This is a genomic window from Hydrogenophaga laconesensis (genome assembly GCF_031457235.1).
Classification (GTDB): domain Bacteria; phylum Pseudomonadota; class Gammaproteobacteria; order Burkholderiales; family Burkholderiaceae_C; genus Hydrogenophaga; species Hydrogenophaga laconesensis.
In genome coordinates, this window is sequence record NZ_JAVDWE010000002.1 from 1 (window position 1) to 20,085 (window position 20,085).

Genomic DNA, 20,085 nt, shown 5'->3' on the forward strand with positions numbered 1-20,085 from the left:
TTGTGGTACGGCACCTCGCCGGGACGCTCGGGGGGTTTGACGGTGCCGCGGGCGAAGACGGCGCGGATGCCGGACTCTTCGAGGCCGTCGATGGCCACATCCGTCATCTCGGCGTCGCGCAGGATGTGGCACCAGTCCACCACCGTGGTGGTGCCGTTGCGCAGCTGGTTCAGGGAACCCAGCAGGTTGCCCAGGTACACATCGCGCACGCCGTACTTGGTGGCCAGGTTCTTGTGCATGTTGGCGTGGTAGTCGCGGCTGCCCACCCAGTCGGATCCGATGCCGCGCAGCTGGAATTCCCAGGTATGGATGTGCGCGTTGACCAGGCCGGGGATCACGATGCGGCCCTTGCCGTCGATGATCTCGGCACTGTCGGCCTGCAGGTTCGGGCCGACCGCGACGATCCTGTCGCCTTCGATCAGGATGTCGGCGTCGTCGAAGTCGCCCACGGCGGGGTCCATGGACAGGATGCAGGTGTTCTTGATAAGGATGCGGGTCATGGCTTTCGCGGATGAGGAGGGAGAAAAAGGGGCTCAGTCGGCATGGGCCGGCAGGGGGCGGGTGGAGTTGCGCACGACCAGTTCCGGCCGCAGCACGACGGTGGCGGCCGACATCTGCCGCTCGTCGAGCGCATCGAACAGCAGTTGCGCGGCCCGCCAGCCGAGCTCGCGGTGCGGCAGGCGGATGGTGGTGAGCGAGGGATGGACCATGTCGACCAGCGGCATGTCGTTGTGGCCGGTGACGGCCACGTCGCCCGGCACGCTCAGGCCGGCAGCGTGCAGCGCGTCGTAGGCACCCAGGGCCACGAGGTCGTTGGAGCAGACCACCGCCTCGGGCGGCACCGCGCTCTGCGCGAGCAGCCGGGCCATGGCCACGCGGCCGGCCTCGCGGCTGTAGGCCTCGCAGACCACCACGCCCGCGCTCTCCAGCTTGCGGTCGCGCAGGGCCTGTTCGAAGCCCTGCAGGCGCCCCATGCCGGTGGGCAGGCTCTGCGGGCCGGCGAGGTGGGCGATGCGCTGGCAGCCAGTCTGCACCACGTGGTCCACGGCCAGCTTCATGGCCAGCCGGTCGTCGCTCACCACGGAAGGCAGGCGGCCCGATTCGTCGGCGCGGTTGACCATCACCGCGTGCAGGCCGGCGCCCACGATGAAGTCGACCAGCGGGTCTTCGCGCGAGGCGGTGGCCAGCACGATGCCATCCACCTGCTGGGCCAGCATGCGTTCGACGATGGGCTGGGCCATGGCGCTGCCCGACACATTGGCCAGCATCACGAACCAGCCGCGCGAGGCGGCGCAGGCCTCGATGCCCTGGAGGATGGGCGGGAACACCGGGTTGGTGATGTCGGGCACCAGCACCCCGATGGTGTAGGTGCGGCCCGTGCGCAGGGCGGAGGCGGCGCGGTTGGGCCGGTAGCCGAGGCGCCGCGCGGCCTGCTCCACCGCCTCGAGAACCTCGGCGCTGACGGCCGCGCGGCGGCGTGGGTCGAGCGCGCGCGACACAGTGGACAGGTGCACCCCGGCCGCCCGCGCCACGTCACGGATGGTGACGGGGCTGACGGGCTCATGCGCGGTGCTGGTGCGGTGATTTTCAGACATTCTGGCAAAATCTCTGCAAACGTTTGCTCAAATTCTGGCGCTATTCTTTCTAAATATCAACAAGTAGAATTTGGTGAAAACCCGAATGCCACGCCCCAATATGGGGACGAAAATTAGCAAACGTTTGCAACCTTGCAAAATCCTTGCCATCGACGAGAAAATCGACGTGAAACTGATCTCCACACCCGAATCCGTGCTGCCGGTCGCGCTGGCGGCGATGGAACGCACCCCCGACCCGCGCCTGCGCGAGGTCATGGCCGCCCTGACCCGACACCTGCACGCCTTCGTGCAGGAAGTGCACCTGACCGAGGCGGAGTTCGAGCACGCGCTCGATTTCCTGGTCGCCATCGGCAAAGCCACCGGCGAGAAAAAGAACGAGGTTGTGCTGCTGGCCGACACGCTGGGCGTGTCCACCCTGGTGGCGCTGCTCAACAACCCGGGCGATGCCGCCACGGGCGGTGAATCGCTCACCGCGCTGCTCGGGCCGTTCTGGCGCGAGCGCTCGCCCATGTGCGAACCGGGGGACAGCATCGCGCGCGGCGGCACGCCCGGTGTGCCGCTTGAGGTGCACGGCCACGTGCGCGACCCCCAGGGCCGGCCCGTGCCAGGTGCGATGGTGGATGTGTGGCAAGCCTCGCCCGTCGGCCTCTACGAAAACCAGGACGACGGCCAGCCCGACATGAACCTGCGCGGGCGCTTCACCGCCGACGACGCCGGCCGCTTCTTTCTGCGCAGCGTGGTGCCGGCCGGTTACCCCGTGCCGACCGACGGGCCGTGCGGCGACCTGCTGCGCGCCCAGCGGCGCCACCCCAACCGCCCGGCCCACCTGCATTTCATGATCAGCAAGCCGGGCTTCAAGGTGCGCGTGTCGCAGGTGTTTGCTGATACGGACGAGAACCTGGAAAGCGACCCGGTGTTCGGCGTGACGCGGCCGCTGGTAGGCCGCTTTCAGCTGAACGCCGACGGCACCCAGGCCACGCTGCATCACGACTTCACGCTGGAACCCGGTCAGACCGTGTTTCCCAAGGCCCCGATCCCCTGAACCTTTCCACCTTCACACCATGGCTTTTGAACCTCAGACACGACTCGACGGCAAGGTGGCCGTCATCGCCGGCGGCACGGGCGCCATCGGCCTGGCCACGGCGCGCCGGCTGGCCCACCTGGGCGCCACCTGCGTGCTGCTGCACCGGAGCGACGCCGCCGGCGCCGCCAAACACGCCGCCGCCCTGCCGGGCCAGCAGGCACACGGCGCCGTGCGTGCCGACATCGTCGACAGCGTCTCGCTGAACGCCGCCGCAGCCGAGGTGGCGCAACGCTGGCAGCGCTGCGACATCCTCGTCAACAGCGCAGGGTTCACCCAGGCGGTGCCGGCGGCCGACCTCGACGCGCTGGACGACGACCTGATCGACCGCCTGATGCAGGCGAACTTTCGCGGCGTGTTCGCCACCATCCGCGCCTTCGCGCCGCTGCTCAAGGCCAGCGGCGACGGCCTGATTGCCAACGTGTCCTCCATCGCGGGTTTCACCGGCGTGGGCAGCAACCTCGCCTATGTGGCGGCCAAGGCGGGCCTGGATGTGGTGGGCGACGCCCTGGCCAAGGCGCTCGCGCCGGCGGTGCGGGTGGTGTCCGTGTCGCCCGGCGCGGTGGAATCGACCTTCGTGCCCGGCCGTGGCAGCGAGTTCAACGCCAGGACCGCCGCCACCACGCCGCTGGGCCGCGTCGGCCAGCCCGACGACGTGGCCGCCACCATCGAGGCGCTCGCCACCACCCTGCGCTTCGTCACCGGCACGCGCATCGTGGTGGACGGTGGTCGCCATCTCTGACCTGTCCTTCGCCATCCCATGAGCCTCTTCAACCCACTTTCACAGAAAACCCTGATCACCTGCGCGGTCACCGGCAACCTGGTGAAGCCGGAGCAGACCCCGCACCTGCCCGTGACTCCCGAGCAGATTGCGCGCGAATGCCTCGCCGCCGCCGAGGCGGGCGCGGGCCAGGTGCACATCCATGTGCGCGACCCCGCGACCGGCAAGCCCTCGATGGAGGTGGAGCTCTACCGCGACGTGGTGGACCGCATTCGCCGCGAGAACCGCGAGCTCATCATCAACCTCACCACCGGCCCCGGCGGCCGCTTCGTGCCGGGCGAGGACGACCCCAAGGTGTACGCGCCCGGCACCACGCTGCTGCCGCCGGACAAACGCGTCGAACACATCGCGCTCATCAAACCCGACGTGTGCTCGCTCGACTTCAACACCATGAACTCCGGCCCGGACGTGGTCATCAACACGCCGCGCAACGTGCGCCGCATGGCCGCCACCATCCGCGCGGCCGGTGTGAAGCCGGAGCTGGAGATCTTCGACTCGGGCGACATCCACCTCGCGCTCGACCTCATCGCCGACGGCAGCATCGACGGCCCTGGCATGTGGACCTTCGTGCTGGGCGTGAAGTACGGTTTCGCGCCCTCGCCCGCCACGGTGCTCTATGCGCGCGACATGCTGCCGCGCGGTGCCATCTGGACCGCCTTCGGCATCGGTCGCATGGAGTTCCCCATCGTCGCCCAGGCCTGGCTGGCGGGGGGGCACGTGCGCGTGGGCATGGAAGACAACATCTACCTCGACAAGGGCGTGCTCGCTGAGAGCAACGCGCAGCTGGTGGCACGCGCACGCGACATCATTCAAAGCATGGGCGGCCGCATCGCCAGCGCGCGGGAAGCGCGCACGATGCTGGCATTGCCCCAACCATGAAGGCAAGGGAGACGACTTGAACGCACGCATTCACGACAGCGCCGGTACAGCGCCCGTATCCACCGACACCGGCCAGGCCCTGCGCCTGCTGCAGAAGGCCGCCAGCATCGACGCCCTGCAGCTCGCGCTGGCGGACAGCCCCCGGCGCACACCCGCGACGGGCCATGCGCTGGTACGCGTGGGCGCGGCGGCGGTCAACCCCAGCGATGCCAAGGCCAGCCTGGGCATCATGCCGCAGGCGGTGTGGCCCCGCACGCCGGGGCGCGACTTCGCCGGCACGGTGATCGAGGGCCCGGGCGAATGGATCGGGCGCGAGGTCTACGGCTCGGGTGGCGACGTCGGGATCACCCGCGATGGATCCCACGCCCGTTTCCTCGAGCTGCCGGTGGCGGCGCTGCGCGCCAGGCCGGCCAACATTTCGATGGAGGAAGCCGGCGCCGTCGGCGTGCCCTTCGTCACCGCCTACGAAGGCTTTCGCCGCTGCGGCATGCCGCAGGCGGGCCAGACCGTGATGGTGATGGGTGCCAACGGCAAGGTGGGCCAGGCGGCGGTACAGCTGGCGACCCAGGCCGGTGCGCGCGTCATCGCGGTGCAGCGCGGGCCCGGTCCGTTCGCCGGTTTCAGCTGCGCGCCGGTGGACGTGATCGACGCCACGGTGGCCGACGTGGCCGCCACGGCGCGCGAACTCACCAGCGGGCGCGGCGCGGACATCGTCTTCAACACCGTGGGCAGCGCCTACTTCGAGGCTGCCAACAAGTCCATGGGCAAGGGCGCCACACAGATCTTCATCGCCACGCACGACCGGGCTGTGCCATTCGACATCTTCACCTTCTACCGCGGCATGCACACCTACGTGGGCATCGACTCGCTGGCCATGGACTGCACCACCTCCACCGCCCAGCTCGACGCGATGCGCGAGGGCTTTGAACGCGGAACGCTCAAGCCCTTCCCCATCGCGCGCGCCTACGCGCTGGCCGACGCGGCCGAGGCCTACCGCGCGGTGCTGGGCGGCAGCACCGACCGCATCGTGCTGCGCCCCTGAGGGACACGCCATGCACGTCACCCGATTCAACGAGGCCAGACCCTACGAGGCGCCCAACCACTTCGACATGCGTTGCCTGCGTCTGCAGGGCAAGGAAGCCGGCCCGTCCGAGCAGATGTGGATGGGCATGAGCCAGATCCTGCCGGGCGGCCACACCACGCTGGACCCGTCGCCGATCGAGAAGCTCTACTTCGTCGTCGAAGGCGAGGTGACCGTGGTCGGCGCCCTGAACGGCACCGAACAGCGAGCGAGCCTGCGCGCCTTCGACTCCTGCCGTTTTGCGCCGGGCGAGGCGCGGCAACTCGTCAACGAGAGCAACCGGCCTGCGCTGGTGCTGCTGGTGATGGGCAACGCGCCGCCCGCCGCCAGCGCTTGAGTGACGCGCGACGCGGCCGCCAGGGAGCTCAGTCGCGGCAATAGCCCTCGCCCGCGCGCACCGTCAGGCAATCGGTTTTTTCGGCGAGCCACTTCATCCCGGTCTCGGCACCGTTCGTGGCGTGCACCGATTCCTTCACGCCGTCGCGCTCGAATTCGATGCGGTCGCCGGTGGCCGTGCCCGCAAAGGTGCGGGGGCCGTCCAGGTTGCGCACCGTGACCTGGTACTGCCCGTTGCCGCCCTCCAGCTTGAGGAACGTGCCCTCAGGCCCGTTCCACTGACCGAGCCAGCCATCGGTGGCAGGTGCAGGTGCAGGTGCAGGTGCAGGTGCAGGTGCAGGTGTGGGTGCAGCAGGTGCAGCGCCGCGGTCCTGGCAGCCGGCCACCGCCAGCGTCAGTGCCAGCAGCGTGGCAAGGCATGCAATGTTCATCGTTTCACCTCCTGTGATGTTGTCGGGCATAGGGTTGTCGATCCGCGCGCCGATGCCGCCTTTCGGCGCTCACCGTTCGGCGATGTAGTGCGACATGCGCGCGCTCTCGCCATCGGCGAGGAAGGCACGCACCTCGGTCTCGATGGCGCGGTCGGCGACCGTGGCGCGGGCGCGCTGGTGCAGGTAATCGGCCCAGGAGGTGACGATGAAGCGCTCGACGTAGCGCGAGGGCTCACCCAGGTCCTTGTAGATGCGCCAGAAGGTCGCGCCGTCGCGGCGGCGCGGCGCCTTCATGCGGGCGATGGTGTCGAGGAAGGCCTGGTCCGCGCCGGGGCGGATGCGATAGCCCACCTCCACCGCCACCGGACCGGCCTCGGGGTTGGGCTCGGCCTCGACGAACAGCTCGTCCCACGGCGTGCCCTGCGTCACCTCGTGGTCCGCCCCCACGCGCAGCGGGAACGGCCGCGCCAGCAGCAGGCCGGCGGCCATGAGCACTCCGGCGGCGACCAGGGCCCCGGTGAGCCCCGCGATGTCGGACACCGCGCCCCAGAACGCCGAGCCGATGGCAAAGGCACCGAGCGCGGAGAGGATGTGCAGCGCCACGGCGCGCGAGCGCACCCATGGTGGTGCGCTGGCCTGCGTGGCGGTGTTGAAGGTGGACATGGTGGCCATCCAGGCCGCACCGCCGAACGCCATGGCGATGTAGACGATCAGCGGCACGCGCACCCAGGCGGCCAGCAGCATCACGGCGGCGAACACCACGCAGCTCACCGCCACGATGTGGTCCAGCGCGAAGCGCGCCCGCAGGCGCCCGATGACCAGCCCCGACGCGACCGCGCCGGTGCCCAGGCAGCCCATGAGCAGGCCGAAGCCCTCGGCACCGGTGCCGAGCTGGCGCTGCGCGATCACCGGCAACAGGGCCCAGAGCGCCGAGCCAGCCGCGCTGAAGGCCATCACGCGCACCAGCTGCGCGAGGATGAGGCGCGAATGCCAGGCGAAGCGCAGGCCGCTCAGCATGCCGCCCCACAGCCGTTCGGGCGGCAGGCTGGACGGCGGGTGCGCACGCGGTGGCCAGCGGCGGATCGACTCCCACATCACCACCGTGGTGAACACCGAGACCACGAACACCCAGCCTGCGCCCAGGCGTGCGAACAGCAGGCCCGCCAGGGTGGGGCCGATGGCACGCGCCGCGTTGTAGGCGATGCCGATGGCGGTGATGGCCTGCGGCCATTCGGCGCGCGGCACGGGATCGACCACCGAGGAGTTCCACGCGGGCGTGAGCATGGCCGTGCAGCAGCCGCACACGAACACCAGGAACAGCACCGACGTCGGCCCGCCCCAGCCCGCGAGCACCAGCCCGGCCAGCAGCACGCTGGCGCCCACCTGCGCGATCAGGGCGCCCGAGATCAGACGGCGCCGGTCGGTGGTGTCGGCCAGCACACCGGCGGGCAACGCCAGCAGGAACATGGGCAGGAACACGGCGGTCTGCACCAGCGCGGCGAGGAAGGAGGAACCAGTGAGCTCGACCATGAGCCAGGCCGCGGCCATGGTCTGCATGCCGGCACCGATGAAGAAGATGGCACCGCAGATCCACAGGCCCCGGAAGGCGGGCTGGCGAAGAGGACTCCAGATGGACGTGGACGGGGGCATCGACCCATTATTCCGTACACATCACCGTGGCGTGTTCCCGTAGGTGATCGACAGGACCACACCCGATCGCATGCGCACCGTCGCCCACAGGTTGCCCGGCCCCCGGTCGTACAGCCATTCGTCGATGAGCTGGCAGGGCACGACGCGGTGGGCGTAGGGCTCGGGCACGGGATACCAGGAGGAGCCCTGGTACACCGGCGCGCAGTACCGGTCCGTCAACATCGGCTGGCCGCATTTGGCCACCAGGGACAACCGCGACTCGCCCTCGGCGGCGATGCCGCCCGCGCAGCGCAGCGACTCGGCACGGACTGGCCCGGCCACGCCCGCCAGCCCGAGCAGCAGGCCCGTGCAGACCAGCCAGCGCCCGACCGGCGGGGCGGTGTGGGGCGCGGCGGCGTCGATGGGCATGGCGGTTACACGATGCCGTTGCGGATCGCGTAGACGGTGAGCTCGGCGTTGTTCGCCAGATGCAGCTTTTCGAGCACGCGGGCGCGGTAGACGCTCACGGTCTTGGGACTGAGCATCAGCTCCTCGGCGATGTCGGAGAGCTTCTTGCCGGAGGCAATCTTCTGCAGCGTCTGCAGTTCGCGTTCGGAGAGGCTGGCGTGCAGCTCCTCGCTCTCGGGTGCGTTCAGGGTGTCCACCAGCATCTGCGCGACGTCGGCCGTCACGTACTTGCGCCCCTGCATCACGGTGCGGATGGCGGCGACCAGCTCGGCCGGCTCGCCCGCCTTGTTCAGGTAGCCCCGCGCGCCGGCGCGCAGGCAGCGGATGGCGTACTGGTCTTCCGGGTACATGGACACCACCAGCGTCTTGACGGCAGAGCCCTCCTCCTTCAGCGTGCCCAGCACCTCCAGGCCACCGCGCCCAGGCATGTTGAGGTCGAGCACGAGCACGTCGCACTCCACCTTGCGCATCAGGTCGCGCAATTCGGGATAACTGCCCGCCTCGCCCACCACCTGGATGTCGGTCGCTTCCGAGATGGTGTCGCGGATGCCGCGCCGCACCATGGCGTGGTCGTCACACAAAATCACCTTGATCATGGGGTTCCTCATCGGCCTGGGCCGCATTGTCCGGGTTGCTGGAAGACTGCAGGGGCACCGAAAGGATGACCGAGGTGCCCCTGGGGGATGAACTCACATCGAGCCAGCCACCGACCTTGGCCGCGCGCTCGCGCAGGCCCAGCAGGCCGAAGGACTTGGCCTTGCGCAGCGCATGCGCGTCCAGGCCCTTGCCGTTGTCGGTGACTTCGAGCGTGAGCACGCCCTCGCGGTCGCTGAGGTCGATGTCCACCGCGCCGGCCTGGGCGTGCTTCTGCACGTTGGTCAGGGCCTCCTGCGCGGTGCGGTAGGCCACCAGCTGCACCTCGCGCCGCACGTCGAGCTGTTCGGACGAGCGGCGCACCGTCACCCGCAGGCCGGTGCGCCGTTCAAACCCGGCGGCCAGCCAGACCACGGCGGCCACGAGGCCCTGGTCCAGAATGGGCGGGCGCAGATTCATCATGATGCGCTGGCTCGCGCCCAGGGCGTGCTGCAGCATTTCCATGGCCGAGCCCAGGTGGCGCTGCACATCGCCCTCCTCCACGTGCCGGCCAACCCAGGCGAGATCGAGCTTGACAGCGGCAAGCGATCCACCGATGTCGTCGTGGATCTCGCGGGCGATGTCGGCACGCTCCTGCTCGATGCTGGTCTGCAAGTGTTCGGCCAGCTCGGCCAGTCGCCGGCGCGATTCGGCCAGCTCCGCGTCGGCGGCGGCCTTGGCGCGGCGGGTCTCGCTGATCTCGATCGCGCGTTCGATCACGTGGGACAGCCGGTGCATGCTGTCCTTGAGCAGGTAATCGCTCACACCACGGTGCATCACGTCGACGGCGGCCGTCTCGCCAATGGCGCCCGACAGGATGACGAAGGGAATCTCCAGCTTCATCTGGCGCACCACGTCCCAGGCGTCCATGCCAGTGAAGCCGGGCAGGTGGTAGTCGGCGAGGACGATGTCGTAGTGCGTGCTCTCCAGCTCGCGGCGGAAATCGTCCAGCGAATCGACCAGCACCACCTCGCTGGCCAGCTGGCTGCGCTGCAGGGCGAACTTCACCAGGGCGTGATCGACCCGGGAATCCTCCAGATGCAGGATGCGGACAAAACGCTTGTCCGGGTTGTCAGGCGATCCGCTCATGGTGTGGGAAGGGTGGGAGGCGGGACGCCACCGAGCGCCCCGTTGTGGGCCGGCAACGCGGGAATTGGTGCTGAATTTGCCCCGTTATCGGTCGATACAGAGGCGTGCAGCTGTCGAAAATTGTAATACCCACCCCTGTACCCTAGCCCGAATCACCCACCATGGAACGACCGACGATGCAGCAGACCACGCCGTCTGTCACCCTGCCCGTGAATCTGGTAGCCGATCTCCAGGATTCGCTGCTCATGGCCATGACCGATCTGCAGCGCCTGGAAGGCCTGCTCGACCACGCCACCAGCAACCTGCTGGAACGTTTCGGCTCGGCCAACCAGGCGCTGGGCGACCTGGGCGCAGAACGGGGCGAGGAACTCGGCCCCATCCGCCAGAGCCTGCACCAGGCCGTGACCGAACTGCAGTTCCACGACATGGCCACCCAGCTGATCGTGCACACCGGCAAGGTGCTGCAGAGCTGCGCGTGGCGGCTGGCCGACCAGACCATGGAGCCTGAGGAAGGCGAGGTGCCGATGGAACTGGACCCGATGCCCGAACGCCCCAGCCCGGTGACCCAAAGCGAAATGGACGCGGGCTCCATTGATTTGTTCTGAGCCAGGGCCGATTCAAGACCCTGCCCCGAATGCCGATATCTGAACCGAAACGGAGTAAGCCATGCGATCGATTCTTGCCGTAGACGACTCGGCGTCCATGCGAAAAATGGTGTCATTCACCCTCACGGGGGCGGGCTACCACGTGGTCGAAGCCGTGGACGGGCAGGACGCCTGGGAGAAGGCCCAGACGCACAGCATCGACCTCGTGCTGACCGACCAGAACATGCCCAACCTGGATGGGCTGGGCCTCACGCGCAAGCTGCGCGAGCACCCCAAGTTCAAGACCATTCCCATTCTGATCCTGACCACGGAGTCCAGCGACCAGATGAAGCAGCTCGGCCGCGCCGCGGGCGCCACCGGCTGGATGGTCAAGCCGTTCGATCCAGGCCGCCTCATCGAAGTCATTCAAAAGGTGATTCGATGACCCCCCGCGTCGCCTTCGGCGCCTCCCCCCTTTCATGGGGGCGACACCCGGGGACCGGCAAAGCCGGATCCCTGGTGTCTCCGGGCAATGACATTTCGCGCCGACAGAACCACATGAACGAGGAGTTTCACCATGGGTGAAATGATGAATGAGGGCCAGAACCTCGGCAACGACATCGACCTGAGCCAGTTCTATCAGATTTTTTTTGAAGAAGCCGGCGAGAACCTCGACTCGATGGAGCAGATGCTGCTCGCGCTCGACCTGGACAAGGCCGACGACGAAGAGCTCAACGCCATCTTCCGCTGCGCGCACTCCATCAAGGGTGGCGCCGCCACCTTCGGCTTTGCCGACGTGGCCGAACTCACGCACCAGATGGAGTCGCTGCTGGACAAACTGCGCCGCCATGAACTGACGCCGACGGCTCCCATGGTGGACGTGCTGCTCGAGTCCTCCGACGCGCTGCGTGGCCTGCTGGGCGCCCACCAGGGTCGTGGCGTCGAGCCGCCGGCCACCGGTGACCTGGTTGCCCGCATCAGCCTGCTGGCCAACGGCGAAGACGCCGCCGAAGCCATGGCCCCCGCCCCCGTGGTGGTGACCGCTCCCGTCGCCGCCCCGGCGCCGGCCCGCAAGGCCGCCGCCAAGGCCGAGCGCGATCTGGAAATCCACATCGGCCCGCTGGAGAATCCGGCCTCGGCCGACGGCATCGCCGAACTGTTCCGCGACATCCCCGGCCTGGGCACGATCGAACCCCTGCCCTGCGACCTGGCCACGCGTCGCGCCTGGCGCGCCCGCACCACCGCCAGCGACAGCGACCTGATGGACCTGTTCACCTTCCACGTGGGCAAGGACGACATCCGCATCGTCGAACCGTCCGCCGTGCCCAACGTCACCATCGGTGAAGACGGTGAACCCATGGGCACGGGCCACCCGAACCCCACCACCGAGGGTCGCGACTACGGGTTCTTCGAAGGCGCACCCGGTGTGCCGGCACGCGCCACAGCCGCGCCCGCCGAGGCACCCGCCGCGTCCCGCGCCGCGCCGAAGGCCGACCCGCGCGCGCCCGCTGGCGCCGGCCTCGAATCGAGCACGCTGCGCGTGTCGGTGAGCAAGGTCGACCAGCTCATCAACCTGGTCGGCGAGCTCGTCATCACCCAGGCCATGCTGGCGCAGAAGAGCCGCGAGCTCGACGACAAGCACAACCAGCCCCTGCTGGCGGGGCTGGCCGACCTGGACCGCAACACCCGCGACTTGCAGGAAGCGGTGATGTCGATCCGCATGATCCCCATGTCCGTGGTGTTCAACCGCTTCCCGCGCATGCTGCGCGACCTGGCCAGCAAGCTGGGCAAGAAGGTGGAGCTGGTGACCCAGGGCGAATCGACCGAGCTCGACAAGGGCCTGGTGGAGAAAATCACCGACCCGCTGACCCACCTGATCCGCAACAGCTGCGACCACGGCATCGAGATGCCCGAGGAGCGCCGCGCCAAGGGCAAGACCGAACACGGCACGATCACGCTGTCGGCCACGCACGAAGGCGGTTCGATCCTCATCGAGGTGCGCGACGACGGCAAGGGCCTCTCGCGCGAGAAGCTGCTGAAGAAGGCGCGCGAGAAGGGCATCGACGCACCCGATTCGCTGACCGACAGCGAGGTCTGGAACCTCATCTTCGCGCCCGGCTTCTCGACCGCCGAGGAAGTGACGGATGTCTCCGGCCGCGGTGTCGGCATGGACGTGGTCAAGAAGAACATCGCCGCGCTCAACGGCACGGTGGAGATCGATTCGGCCGAGGGTTTCGGCATGCGCGTCTCGGTGCGCCTGCCGCTCACGCTGGCGATCATGGACGGCATGTCGGTGCGCGTGAGCGACGAGGTCTACATCCTCCCGCTGTCCAACGTGATCGAGTCGTTCCAGATCAAGCCGAACGACATCAACACCATGGCGCAGGGCGCACAGGTGGTGAAGGTGCGCGACGAGTACATGCCGGTGGTGGAGCTGGAACGCGTGTTCCAGGTGCCGCGTTTCGAATTCAACGGCGGCAGCCCCATCATGGTGGTGGTGGAAGCCGAGGGCTCCCGCGTCGCGCTGATGGTCGACGAACTGCTCGGCCAGCAGCAGGTGGTGATCAAGAACCTGGAGTCGAACTACCGCAAGGTGCCCAACGTCTCGGGCGCCACCATCCTCGGCGACGGCAAGGTGGCGCTGATCCTTGACACCTCCGGCCTGGTGCGCCGCTCCCGCCATTGATGAGCTGATCTCTTTCGCGACGCTGCCTGGCGCCCCCAGCTACTTCCCGGTCAGGACCCCATGCTGCTGCAGACCCCCTCCCCGAAACGCCCGCCCCTGCCCACCGGCAAGACGGGCGTGCCCGCGCCCGAAGACGGCCCACTGGCCGAAGGCCGCGAATTCGTCTGGTCCAACGACGACTTCACGCGCATCAAGGCGCTGATCTACAAGAAGGCAGGCATCAGCCTGCACGATGGCAAACACGCCATGGTGTACAGCCGCGTTTCTCGCCGGCTGCGCGAAACGGGCCATGGCAGCTTCAAGACCTACCTCGACTGGCTCGAGCAACACGACGGCGCGGAGTGGCAGGAATTCATCAACGCGCTGACCACCAACCTCACCGCGTTCTTCCGCGAGTCGCACCACTTCAGCATCCTCCACGACCTGCTGGCCGCGAAACGCACGCAGGCCTGGCGCATCTGGTGCTCGGCCGCGTCCACCGGCGAAGAGCCCTACTCCATCGCCATGACGGCCACCGAGGCGCTGGGCACGTCGGGCTCGTTCCAGATCGTCAACAGCGACATCGACACCAAGGTACTGGCCACCGCGCAACGCGGCATCTACAAGACCGACGGCGTCAAGGGACTGAGCACCGAACGCCTGCAGCGCTTCTTCATGCGCGGCAAGGCGAGCAATGCCGGCCTGATGCGGGTGAAGCCCGAACTGCAGAAGCACATGGAGTTCCTGAGCGTCAACCTGATCGAGAACCTGCCGTTCCGCGAGCCGTTCGACGTGGTGTTCTGCCGCAACGTGATGATCTACTTCGACGCCGCCACACAGCGTGCCGTGCTGGAGCGCATCCACCGCGTGATGAAACCGGGCGGCATGCTCTTCGTGGGCCACGCAGAAAATTTCAGCGACGCGCGCAACCTCTTCGCGCTGCGCGGGAAGACCGTCTATGAGAGGCTTTGAACGCCCCCCTGCGGCGCTTGGCGCCTTCCCCCGAGGGGAACAACACCAGCGGCCCGGCAAAGCCGGTTGCGCGGTGTTTCCCGTGCAAGACACTTCGTGCTTCCCGAACAGCGGAGCCGTCGCATGATCGCTGCCCCACATTCTTCGCTCGAAGCCTTGAGAGCCCGCAAGTCCAAGCCGGGCGAGGCCAGCTTTTTCTACCACGACCACCACTTCAAGCACGACGCGGTGAAGGTGCTGCCGGGCGAATACTTCGTGACCTCGGACGACCTGGTCGTGATGACGGTGCTGGGCTCGTGCATCGCCGCCTGCATCTGGGACCCGCGCGTGCGCGTGGGCGGCATGAACCACTTCATGCTGCCCGATGGCGACAACGATGCGAGCGGGCGCTACGGCTCGTATGCGATGGAACTGCTGATCAACGAGATGATCAAGCTGGGTGCGCGGCGCGAGACCATGCAGGCCAAGGTGTTCGGCGGCGGCCAGGTGATGCACACCTTCACCACCATGAACGTGGGCGAGCGCAACACGGCTTTTGTGCTGGACTACCTGCAGACCGAACGCATCGCCGTGATCTCCAAGGACGTGCTCGACATCCACCCGCGCAAGGTCTGCTATTTCCCGGCCACGGGCAAGGCGATGGTCAAGCGGCTGGCGCACTCGCACCCGGAAACACTCGAGACACAGGAACGCAAAGGCAGCGCGGCCGTCGTGGCGAAAGCCACGGCAGGCGGCTCGGTCGATCTGTTCTAAGGGAGCACAAGAATGGCAAAAATCAAGGTCATCGTGGTCGACGATTCGGCACTGGTGCGCAGCCTGCTGACCGAAATCATCAACCGCCAGTCCGACATGACGTGCATCGGCGCGGCCAGCGACCCGCTGGTGGCGCGCGAGATGATCCGCGAACTCAACCCGGATGTGATCACCCTGGACGTGGAAATGCCGCGCATGGACGGGCTGGAGTTCCTCTCGCGCCTCATGCGCCTGCGCCCCATGCCGGTGGTGATGGTCTCCACCCTGACCGAACAGGGCGCTGAGATCACGCTGCGCGCGCTGGAGATGGGCGCGGTCGACTTCGTGGCCAAGCCGCGCATCGGCGTGAGCAGCGGCCTGAACGAACTGGCCGGCGACATCGTGGACAAAATCCGCGTGGCCGCCAAGGCGCATGTGAAGCGGCTGGCCAGCGCGCCCGCACCGGCCGCCAGTGCCACGCCGGGACAGGCCCACGAAGCGCCTCGCGTGGCACTGCCGCGCCTGTCCACCGAGAAGGTCATCTGCATCGGATCCTCCACCGGAGGCACCGAAGCCATCCGCGAGGTGCTGGTGCCGCTGCCGGCCGACGCCCCCGCGATCGTGATCACCCAGCACATGCCGCCCGGCTTCACGACCAGCTTTGCCAACCGCCTCAATTCGCTCTGCCGCATCCGCGTGGCCGAGGCGCGCGACGGGGAGCGCATCCTGCCCGGCCATGCCTACATCGCACCCGGCGGGCGGCACCTGCGCATCGACCGCAGCGGTTCGAACTACGTGGCGGTCGTCGAGGACACCGAACCCGTCAACCGCCACCGGCCCTCGGTGGAGGTGCTCTTCAAGTCGGCCGCGCGCGTGCTCGGCCCGAACGCACTGGGCATCATGCTCACCGGCATGGGCGCCGACGGTGCGAGTGCGATGCGTGAAATGAAGGACGCGGGCAGCTACAACTACGTGCAGGACGAGGCCAGCTGCGTGGTGTTCGGCATGCCGCGCATGGCGATCCAGCACGGCGCGGCGCACGAGGTGCTGCCACTCAACCAGATCGCACCGGCCCTGCTCGCCCGCCTGGCGAGCGCACCGGCGGGCGTGCGCCATCGCATTTAGGGACACCCCCCTGCGCCGCTGTGCGGCTTCCCCCCTCCGTGGCGCGCCTGCCGGCGCTTCGAGGGGGGACGGTGCCTTGGGCCGGCGGAGCCGGACCCTCGGCACCTCTGGACGCAGGCACTTCGCGCGTTGCGTGTTCGGCTTTTCACCCGACCGGAGCGCGACCCGCACCGCACGAAGCCACCTCTTCCAGAGGCATCAAGGGTCCGGCTCCGCCGGCCCGAGATGCCGTCCCCCCTCGAAGCGCCGGCAGGCGCGCCACGGAGGGGGGAAGCCGCACAGCGGCGCAGGGGGGTGTCCGAATCTAGACGCGTTCGCTGATGATGGCGCCGGCTTCCACGGGTGCGGCGCTGCCATGGCCGTACTCGTCGTAGGCCACCACCTCGGCGGCGGTGTCCTCACCGGGCACGATACCGTCACCCACCACGTCGATTTCCACCTCGGACGACTCCGGCATCACCGGCCACGGCAGCGGCTCGAGGGCGGGCTTGGGCTGGCGTTCGGCCACGACGGGTTTGCGCGGTATGGTCGATGCGGCCACCGACGAGAGGTCGGGCGCGGTGTCGCTCTGGGTGCCCGGCACCTCGCTGCTGGCGGCGGGCTCGATGCCGAGGGCGCGGTCCACCACGGCCGCGCTGGCCTCCCACATGCGCGACAGCACGTTCTGCAGATGTTCCACGGCCTTCTTGTCGCCGGCCTGCTTGTTTTCCGCCGCCCGGGCGGCCTCCTGCCGGGCCTGCCGATGGGCCACCATATCGTGCGGAGCCGGGGTGCCCGAGGCCGGGGTACCGGCACCTTCGACCGGGGCGCCACGTTCGTCCACGGTGGATCGCCCGGCTGCGGCGCGCTGCGGTGCGGCGCGGTCATCACGGCCAAACCCCATCTGGGTCTTACCATCCTGGCCACCCGTCTGGACGGATGGAACGGACGCGACCGGGTGCACCGGTGCTACGGCGACGGACGCCGGCGCAGGCCAGGACACGGCAGAAGGGCTGGTTACGTTCAACATGGGCGACCCCTTACGGCGGCACCGGGGAAATACAGGCCCGGTGTTCTTGTGGGGGTAATTCGACACCCCGATGTCGATCTTGAGAACTTTTTTCGACCCCGCCGGCCAGCGCCGACAAACGGGGCCCAACGCTCACACCCCGCCAGTGGGGTGCGTCGGGTCCACCCACAGCACCTGCTCGGGCTTTTCCACGGGTTCGATGTCCAGGTTGACCGCCACCGCCTGTCCATCGCTGCGACACAGCACGCATTCCAGCACCTCCGTGGGGCTGGCGTTGATTTCCTGGTGTGGCACGTAGGGTGGCACGTAGATGAAATCGCCCGGCCCGGCTTCGGCGGTGAACTCCAGCGCCTCGCCCCAGCGCATGCGCGCGCGGCCACGCACGACATAGATGACGCTTTCCAGTGGCCCATGGTGGTGGGCACCGGTCTTGGCATCGGGGTGGATGGTGACAGTGCCGGCCCACAGTTTCTGCGCCCCCACACGCGCGAAGTTGATGGCCGCCTTGCGGTCCATGCCGGGCGTGGATGGCACGTTGCCGTCCAGCTGGCTGCCCGGGATCACGCGCACACCGTCGTGCTTCCAGGCGGGGTGGTCGTGGTGGTGATCCTCGTGGGGGTGCGCGTGGTCGTGTGCCATGGAGTCTCCTGCTTGTTGTGAGTGTCCAGTGTGCCAGCAAGCAAGCCCGGGCGCATGGCGAGACAATGCGAAGGTTGACCCCACAACCTGGAGACCCACGTGCCCCTGCCCGACCCCGCCCCCCGCCGCCAGATGCACACCCGGCGTGTCACCTACCAGGGCTACCAGCGCGACGACGGCCTGTGGGACATCGAGGGCGAGCTGCACGACAGCAAGCCGGTCGGCATCGAGATCCATGGGAACACGTGGCCACCGAACGAGCCGATCCACCACATGCGGATCCGCGTCACCTTTGACGAGACGATGGTCATCCGGGACATCGCCGTGGCGATGGAGGCGTTCCCGCACGCACCCTGCCCGGACGCCATGCCGAACATGCAGCGCATGGTGGGTGAGGTGCTGGGGCGTGGCTGGCGGCAGACGATCCAGCGCCACCTGGGCGATGTGCAGGGCTGCACGCACCTGCGCGAGCTGCTGTTCAATCTGGCCACGGCGGCCTTCCAGACGCGCTCGGGCGTGTTCGGGCCCCGCGAGGATGGCCGGCCGCCCGCGCACCTGGGGCAGTGCCTGGGCTGGGATTTCAACGGGCCGGTGGTGGAGCGTGTGTACCCGATGTTCTTTCGCTGGCAGCCGGCGCAGAAGAACTCTGTCGCGGGCTGATGTCCCCCCCTGCACCGCGCGGGCTCAGCAGCGCCATGGAGGCCGTCGCACCCGAAGAAGACTCAGGCCCCCAGAAACACCGAAGGATCCCGCCCACTGCGGGTGAGCTGGGAGCGGCGCGAGAGGTAGGTGACCGCGTCGAGAAATCCCCTGCAGCGCACGATGCCAGCGACCCGGTCGGCCACCCCGACCGAGGTCGGCACCGCATCCTCCCAACCCGCGAAGCGCGCCGGATAGGGCGCGAGCGCGTACAGCTTCTCGGAGGCTGCGCGCCAGTCGGCCGGGCCTTTGCGCTCCAGCAGGTAAAGCAACCAGGCTTCCGTTTCCGAGAGCCTGTAGAAAGTGAAGCTGATGTTCGGGGCATGCCCGGGCGCGCAGTCGTAACGCGGCGCGCTCTCGGGCAGGATCGGCGTGGCGGGGCCATAGAACAGCGGCGCGGGCCGCGAGTCTTCCGCCTCGTCCACCGTGGCCGGGCCGCCAGCGGCGTGGGCCATGTTGAGCCAGTTGCGGTAGATCTGCCGGCTGCGCGACTCCAGCCGCGCTTGCGCGGCGGCGATCAGCCCCATGGTGTCGGGGTGGTGCAGCCAGACCAGTTCGGCATGCTGCGCCAGATGCCGGTCCACGCTGCCGCGGTCGCGCAACACGCCGGGCGGCGGCAGCGGACAACGGAACACGGCCTGCGCGACAGCAGCTTCGGGCGGCGGTGGCGCAGAGGCGTCCAGCACGACATGGATGTGCAACTCCACCCCGGTGTCGAGCCGCACGCGCACCACCGGCTCGTGCGCGGGAGCCAGCGGCTGCCACTGCGCATGGCCCATGGGGCGGGCACGCCACTGCACGTCCTCGTGCACGTTGATCAGGGTGCGCACGATGGAGACGCGTTGCCGGTACGGCGGCAGCGGCAGGCCGCCGGTCCCCTCGCGGGCCCGCAGGTGCTCGATCATCAGGCGCCGCAGCATGCTGGCAGAAGCGGTTTCGCACTCGGGGCGCTCCTGCGAAGCCTCGTGCGCGAAATGCCATTCGTTGGCGGCACCCTGCCGTGCCACCAGCGGGCTGCCGCACACCGGGCACGAGCAGCCGCACCCGGACCCGCGTGCCACTTCGCTGATGAAGCGCAGCGCACCAGAGGCATTGAGGGCGGAAAAAAGCGGGGTCACGGGCGGGAGGGGACCTGGGGGCGAAGGGCATGCACGGGAAGAGCCGGACAGCGCCGGCTCTCATGGCATTCCGGCTCGCGGAGTCAGTCGGGCTGCGCGTCCTCGGGCACCTTGACGAGCGTCACCGGCACGGGCGAGCGCTGCACCATGTCCTGCGACACCGAGCCCAGCACGGCCGCACGCAGGCCACCACCGCGCGTGCTCATGAAGACGGAATCGCAGCCCTGACTCTCCACCAGTTCGGCCAGCACCTGGGCCGGATCGCCGCTGACCACGAGGGCCTCCACCTGTTGGCCCGCCGCGCTCAGCAGTGCCATGGCAGGGCGCACCAGATCGCGCCCGGCGGCATCGCTCACCTGTTGCAGCACGGCCGGGTCGTGAGCAACCACCAGTTCGTAGAGGTTGGCGGCTTCCTGCACGTTGGCAACGACGAAACGCGCCTTGAGGCCCGATCCCACGAGCCTCAGCGCGTGGTGCACAGCCAGCAGGGCATGGGTCGAACCGTCGACAGGGATGAGAATCTTCAGCATGGGCACTCC

23 protein-coding genes are annotated in these 20,085 nt (G+C 68.4%); 12 read left to right on the forward strand and 11 right to left on the reverse strand.

From position 1 onward, the window contains the following. Together J2X09_RS04355 and J2X09_RS04360 are read right to left on the reverse strand one after the other, a co-directional pair. The coding region (locus J2X09_RS04355) for an amidohydrolase family protein (protein ID WP_510184450.1) at positions 1-500 on the reverse strand (500 nt) is incomplete at its 3' end. Positions 501-533: 33 nt separating this feature from the next. Then, the gene (locus tag J2X09_RS04360; protein ID WP_204732967.1) at positions 534-1,595 is read right to left on the reverse strand and encodes a LacI family DNA-binding transcriptional regulator; all 1,062 of its coding nucleotides are present in this window, start codon (positions 1,593-1,595) and stop codon (positions 534-536) included. Between the two features lie 166 nt (positions 1,596-1,761). Here J2X09_RS04360 and J2X09_RS04365 point away from each other — a divergent pair, with 166 nt between their 5' ends. The 5 genes from J2X09_RS04365 to J2X09_RS04385 are packed head-to-tail and all read left to right on the forward strand — an operon-like array spanning position 1,762 to position 5,754. After that, the gene (locus tag J2X09_RS04365) at positions 1,762-2,637 is read left to right on the forward strand and encodes a dioxygenase family protein (protein WP_310307549.1); all 876 of its coding nucleotides are present in this window, start codon (positions 1,762-1,764) and stop codon (positions 2,635-2,637) included. 19 nt (positions 2,638-2,656) lie between these two features. After that, positions 2,657-3,418 (forward strand): SDR family NAD(P)-dependent oxidoreductase, encoded by a 762-nt coding sequence (locus J2X09_RS04370; protein ID WP_204732966.1) that lies wholly within the window; start codon positions 2,657-2,659, stop codon positions 3,416-3,418. A gap of 18 nt (positions 3,419-3,436) precedes the next feature. After that, positions 3,437-4,336 (forward strand): beta-keto acid cleavage family enzyme, encoded by a 900-nt coding sequence (locus J2X09_RS04375; protein WP_204732965.1) that lies wholly within the window; start codon positions 3,437-3,439, stop codon positions 4,334-4,336. A 28-nt stretch (positions 4,337-4,364) separates the two neighbouring features. After that, a complete protein-coding gene (locus J2X09_RS04380; RefSeq protein WP_204732999.1) occupies positions 4,365-5,378 on the forward strand; it encodes a quinone oxidoreductase family protein in 1,014 nt (337 codons plus the stop codon). Between the two features lie 10 nt (positions 5,379-5,388). After that, entirely contained in the window at positions 5,389-5,754 is a 366-nt protein-coding gene (locus J2X09_RS04385) for a cupin domain-containing protein (RefSeq protein ID WP_204732964.1), read from the forward strand. Positions 5,755-5,782: 28 nt separating this feature from the next. Here J2X09_RS04385 and J2X09_RS04390 read toward each other — a convergent pair whose 3' ends face one another. From J2X09_RS04390 to J2X09_RS04410, 5 genes are all read right to left on the reverse strand, one after another. Continuing rightward, on the reverse strand, positions 5,783-6,184 hold the full coding sequence (locus J2X09_RS04390) for a hypothetical protein (RefSeq protein ID WP_204732963.1): 402 nt from the start codon (positions 6,182-6,184) through the stop codon (positions 5,783-5,785). Positions 6,185-6,253: 69 nt separating this feature from the next. Then, complete coding sequence (locus tag J2X09_RS04395; protein ID WP_204732962.1) at positions 6,254-7,834, reverse strand: MFS transporter; 1,581 nt, start codon at positions 7,832-7,834, stop codon at positions 6,254-6,256. 21 nt (positions 7,835-7,855) lie between these two features. Next, positions 7,856-8,242, reverse strand: a complete 387-nt coding sequence (locus J2X09_RS04400; RefSeq protein WP_204732961.1) for a DUF2845 domain-containing protein — start codon at positions 8,240-8,242, stop codon at positions 7,856-7,858. Between the two features lie 5 nt (positions 8,243-8,247). Further along, the gene (locus tag J2X09_RS04405; protein WP_204732960.1) at positions 8,248-8,877 is read right to left on the reverse strand and encodes a response regulator; all 630 of its coding nucleotides are present in this window, start codon (positions 8,875-8,877) and stop codon (positions 8,248-8,250) included. Next, on the reverse strand, positions 8,855-10,003 hold the full coding sequence (locus J2X09_RS04410; RefSeq protein ID WP_204732959.1) for a hybrid sensor histidine kinase/response regulator: 1,149 nt from the start codon (positions 10,001-10,003) through the stop codon (positions 8,855-8,857). The genes J2X09_RS04405 and J2X09_RS04410 overlap by 23 nt, the downstream gene beginning before the upstream one ends. 161 nt (positions 10,004-10,164) lie before the next feature. Between J2X09_RS04410 and J2X09_RS04415 the strand changes: the two genes are divergently transcribed. The 6 genes from J2X09_RS04415 (at position 10,165) to J2X09_RS04440 (ending at position 16,081) form a co-directional block, all read left to right on the forward strand. Beyond that, a complete protein-coding gene (locus tag J2X09_RS04415; RefSeq protein WP_204732958.1) occupies positions 10,165-10,608 on the forward strand; it encodes a hypothetical protein in 444 nt (147 codons plus the stop codon). A 61-nt stretch (positions 10,609-10,669) separates the two neighbouring features. Continuing rightward, positions 10,670-11,032 carry a response regulator gene (locus tag J2X09_RS04420; RefSeq protein ID WP_204732957.1) on the forward strand — a complete coding sequence of 121 codons (363 nt, stop codon included), beginning with the start codon at positions 10,670-10,672 and terminating at the stop codon, positions 11,030-11,032. Positions 11,033-11,164: 132 nt separating this feature from the next. Next, positions 11,165-13,273, forward strand: coding sequence for a chemotaxis protein CheA (locus tag J2X09_RS04425; RefSeq protein WP_204732956.1), 2,109 nt, complete (start codon positions 11,165-11,167; stop codon positions 13,271-13,273). A 60-nt stretch (positions 13,274-13,333) separates the two neighbouring features. Then, positions 13,334-14,224, forward strand: a complete 891-nt coding sequence (locus tag J2X09_RS04430; protein ID WP_204732955.1) for a CheR family methyltransferase — start codon at positions 13,334-13,336, stop codon at positions 14,222-14,224. A 123-nt stretch (positions 14,225-14,347) separates the two neighbouring features. Continuing rightward, on the forward strand, positions 14,348-14,977 hold the full coding sequence (cheD, locus tag J2X09_RS04435) for a chemoreceptor glutamine deamidase CheD (RefSeq protein WP_204732954.1): 630 nt from the start codon (positions 14,348-14,350) through the stop codon (positions 14,975-14,977). A 12-nt stretch (positions 14,978-14,989) separates the two neighbouring features. Further along, positions 14,990-16,081: a protein-glutamate methylesterase/protein-glutamine glutaminase gene (locus tag J2X09_RS04440; protein WP_204732953.1), complete on the forward strand. Its 1,092-nt coding sequence runs from the start codon at positions 14,990-14,992 to the stop codon at positions 16,079-16,081. Between the two features lie 304 nt (positions 16,082-16,385). On the opposite strand, the gene J2X09_RS04445 is transcribed toward J2X09_RS04440, so the two are convergent. Continuing rightward, positions 16,386-17,090, reverse strand: a complete 705-nt coding sequence (locus J2X09_RS04445) for a hypothetical protein (RefSeq protein WP_204732952.1) — start codon at positions 17,088-17,090, stop codon at positions 16,386-16,388. 132 nt (positions 17,091-17,222) lie between these two features. After that, positions 17,223-17,729 carry a cupin domain-containing protein gene (locus J2X09_RS04450; RefSeq protein ID WP_204732951.1) on the reverse strand — a complete coding sequence of 169 codons (507 nt, stop codon included), beginning with the start codon at positions 17,727-17,729 and terminating at the stop codon, positions 17,223-17,225. A 99-nt stretch (positions 17,730-17,828) separates the two neighbouring features. On the opposite strand from J2X09_RS04450, the gene J2X09_RS04455 reads away from it, so the two are divergent. Beyond that, positions 17,829-18,389: a DUF2889 domain-containing protein gene (locus J2X09_RS04455; RefSeq protein WP_204732950.1), complete on the forward strand. Its 561-nt coding sequence runs from the start codon at positions 17,829-17,831 to the stop codon at positions 18,387-18,389. 62 nt (positions 18,390-18,451) lie between these two features. Here J2X09_RS04455 and J2X09_RS04460 read toward each other — a convergent pair whose 3' ends face one another. Both J2X09_RS04460 and J2X09_RS04465 read right to left on the reverse strand, forming a co-directional pair. Continuing rightward, positions 18,452-19,546 carry a competence protein CoiA family protein gene (locus tag J2X09_RS04460; RefSeq protein ID WP_204732949.1) on the reverse strand — a complete coding sequence of 365 codons (1,095 nt, stop codon included), beginning with the start codon at positions 19,544-19,546 and terminating at the stop codon, positions 18,452-18,454. Between the two features lie 83 nt (positions 19,547-19,629). After that, positions 19,630-20,076, reverse strand: coding sequence for a universal stress protein (locus J2X09_RS04465; RefSeq protein ID WP_204732948.1), 447 nt, complete (start codon positions 20,074-20,076; stop codon positions 19,630-19,632). Between the last annotated feature and the right edge of the window lie 9 nt (positions 20,077-20,085).

Bases quoted from the DNA above. Each gene is read 5' to 3' on its own strand.
- J2X09_RS04385 (WP_204732964.1), top strand. From the start codon at position 5,389: ATGCACGTCACCCGATTCAACGAGGCCAGACCCTACGAGGCGCCCAAC.
- J2X09_RS04370 (WP_204732966.1), top strand. From the start codon at position 2,657: ATGGCTTTTGAACCTCAGACACGACTCGACGGCAAGGTGGCCGTCATC.
- J2X09_RS04360 (WP_204732967.1), bottom strand. From the start codon at position 1,595: ATGTCTGAAAATCACCGCACCAGCACCGCGCATGAGCCCGTCAGCCCC.
- J2X09_RS04420 (WP_204732957.1), top strand. From the start codon at position 10,670: ATGCGATCGATTCTTGCCGTAGACGACTCGGCGTCCATGCGAAAAATG.
- J2X09_RS04405 (WP_204732960.1), bottom strand. From the start codon at position 8,877: ATGATCAAGGTGATTTTGTGTGACGACCACGCCATGGTGCGGCGCGGC.
- J2X09_RS04445 (WP_204732952.1), bottom strand. From the start codon at position 17,090: ATGTTGAACGTAACCAGCCCTTCTGCCGTGTCCTGGCCTGCGCCGGCG.
- J2X09_RS04410 (WP_204732959.1), bottom strand. From the start codon at position 10,003: ATGAGCGGATCGCCTGACAACCCGGACAAGCGTTTTGTCCGCATCCTG.
- J2X09_RS04465 (WP_204732948.1), bottom strand. From the start codon at position 20,076: ATGCTGAAGATTCTCATCCCTGTCGACGGTTCGACCCATGCCCTGCTG.
- cheD (WP_204732954.1), top strand. From the start codon at position 14,348: ATGATCGCTGCCCCACATTCTTCGCTCGAAGCCTTGAGAGCCCGCAAG.
- J2X09_RS04430 (WP_204732955.1), top strand. From the start codon at position 13,334: ATGCTGCTGCAGACCCCCTCCCCGAAACGCCCGCCCCTGCCCACCGGC.
- J2X09_RS04450 (WP_204732951.1), bottom strand. From the start codon at position 17,729: ATGGCACACGACCACGCGCACCCCCACGAGGATCACCACCACGACCAC.
- J2X09_RS04400 (WP_204732961.1), bottom strand. From the start codon at position 8,242: ATGCCCATCGACGCCGCCGCGCCCCACACCGCCCCGCCGGTCGGGCGC.
- J2X09_RS04395 (WP_204732962.1), bottom strand. From the start codon at position 7,834: ATGCCCCCGTCCACGTCCATCTGGAGTCCTCTTCGCCAGCCCGCCTTC.
- J2X09_RS04440 (WP_204732953.1), top strand. From the start codon at position 14,990: ATGGCAAAAATCAAGGTCATCGTGGTCGACGATTCGGCACTGGTGCGC.
- J2X09_RS04375 (WP_204732965.1), top strand. From the start codon at position 3,437: ATGAGCCTCTTCAACCCACTTTCACAGAAAACCCTGATCACCTGCGCG.
- J2X09_RS04425 (WP_204732956.1), top strand. From the start codon at position 11,165: ATGGGTGAAATGATGAATGAGGGCCAGAACCTCGGCAACGACATCGAC.
- J2X09_RS04390 (WP_204732963.1), bottom strand. From the start codon at position 6,184: ATGAACATTGCATGCCTTGCCACGCTGCTGGCACTGACGCTGGCGGTG.
- J2X09_RS04415 (WP_204732958.1), top strand. From the start codon at position 10,165: ATGGAACGACCGACGATGCAGCAGACCACGCCGTCTGTCACCCTGCCC.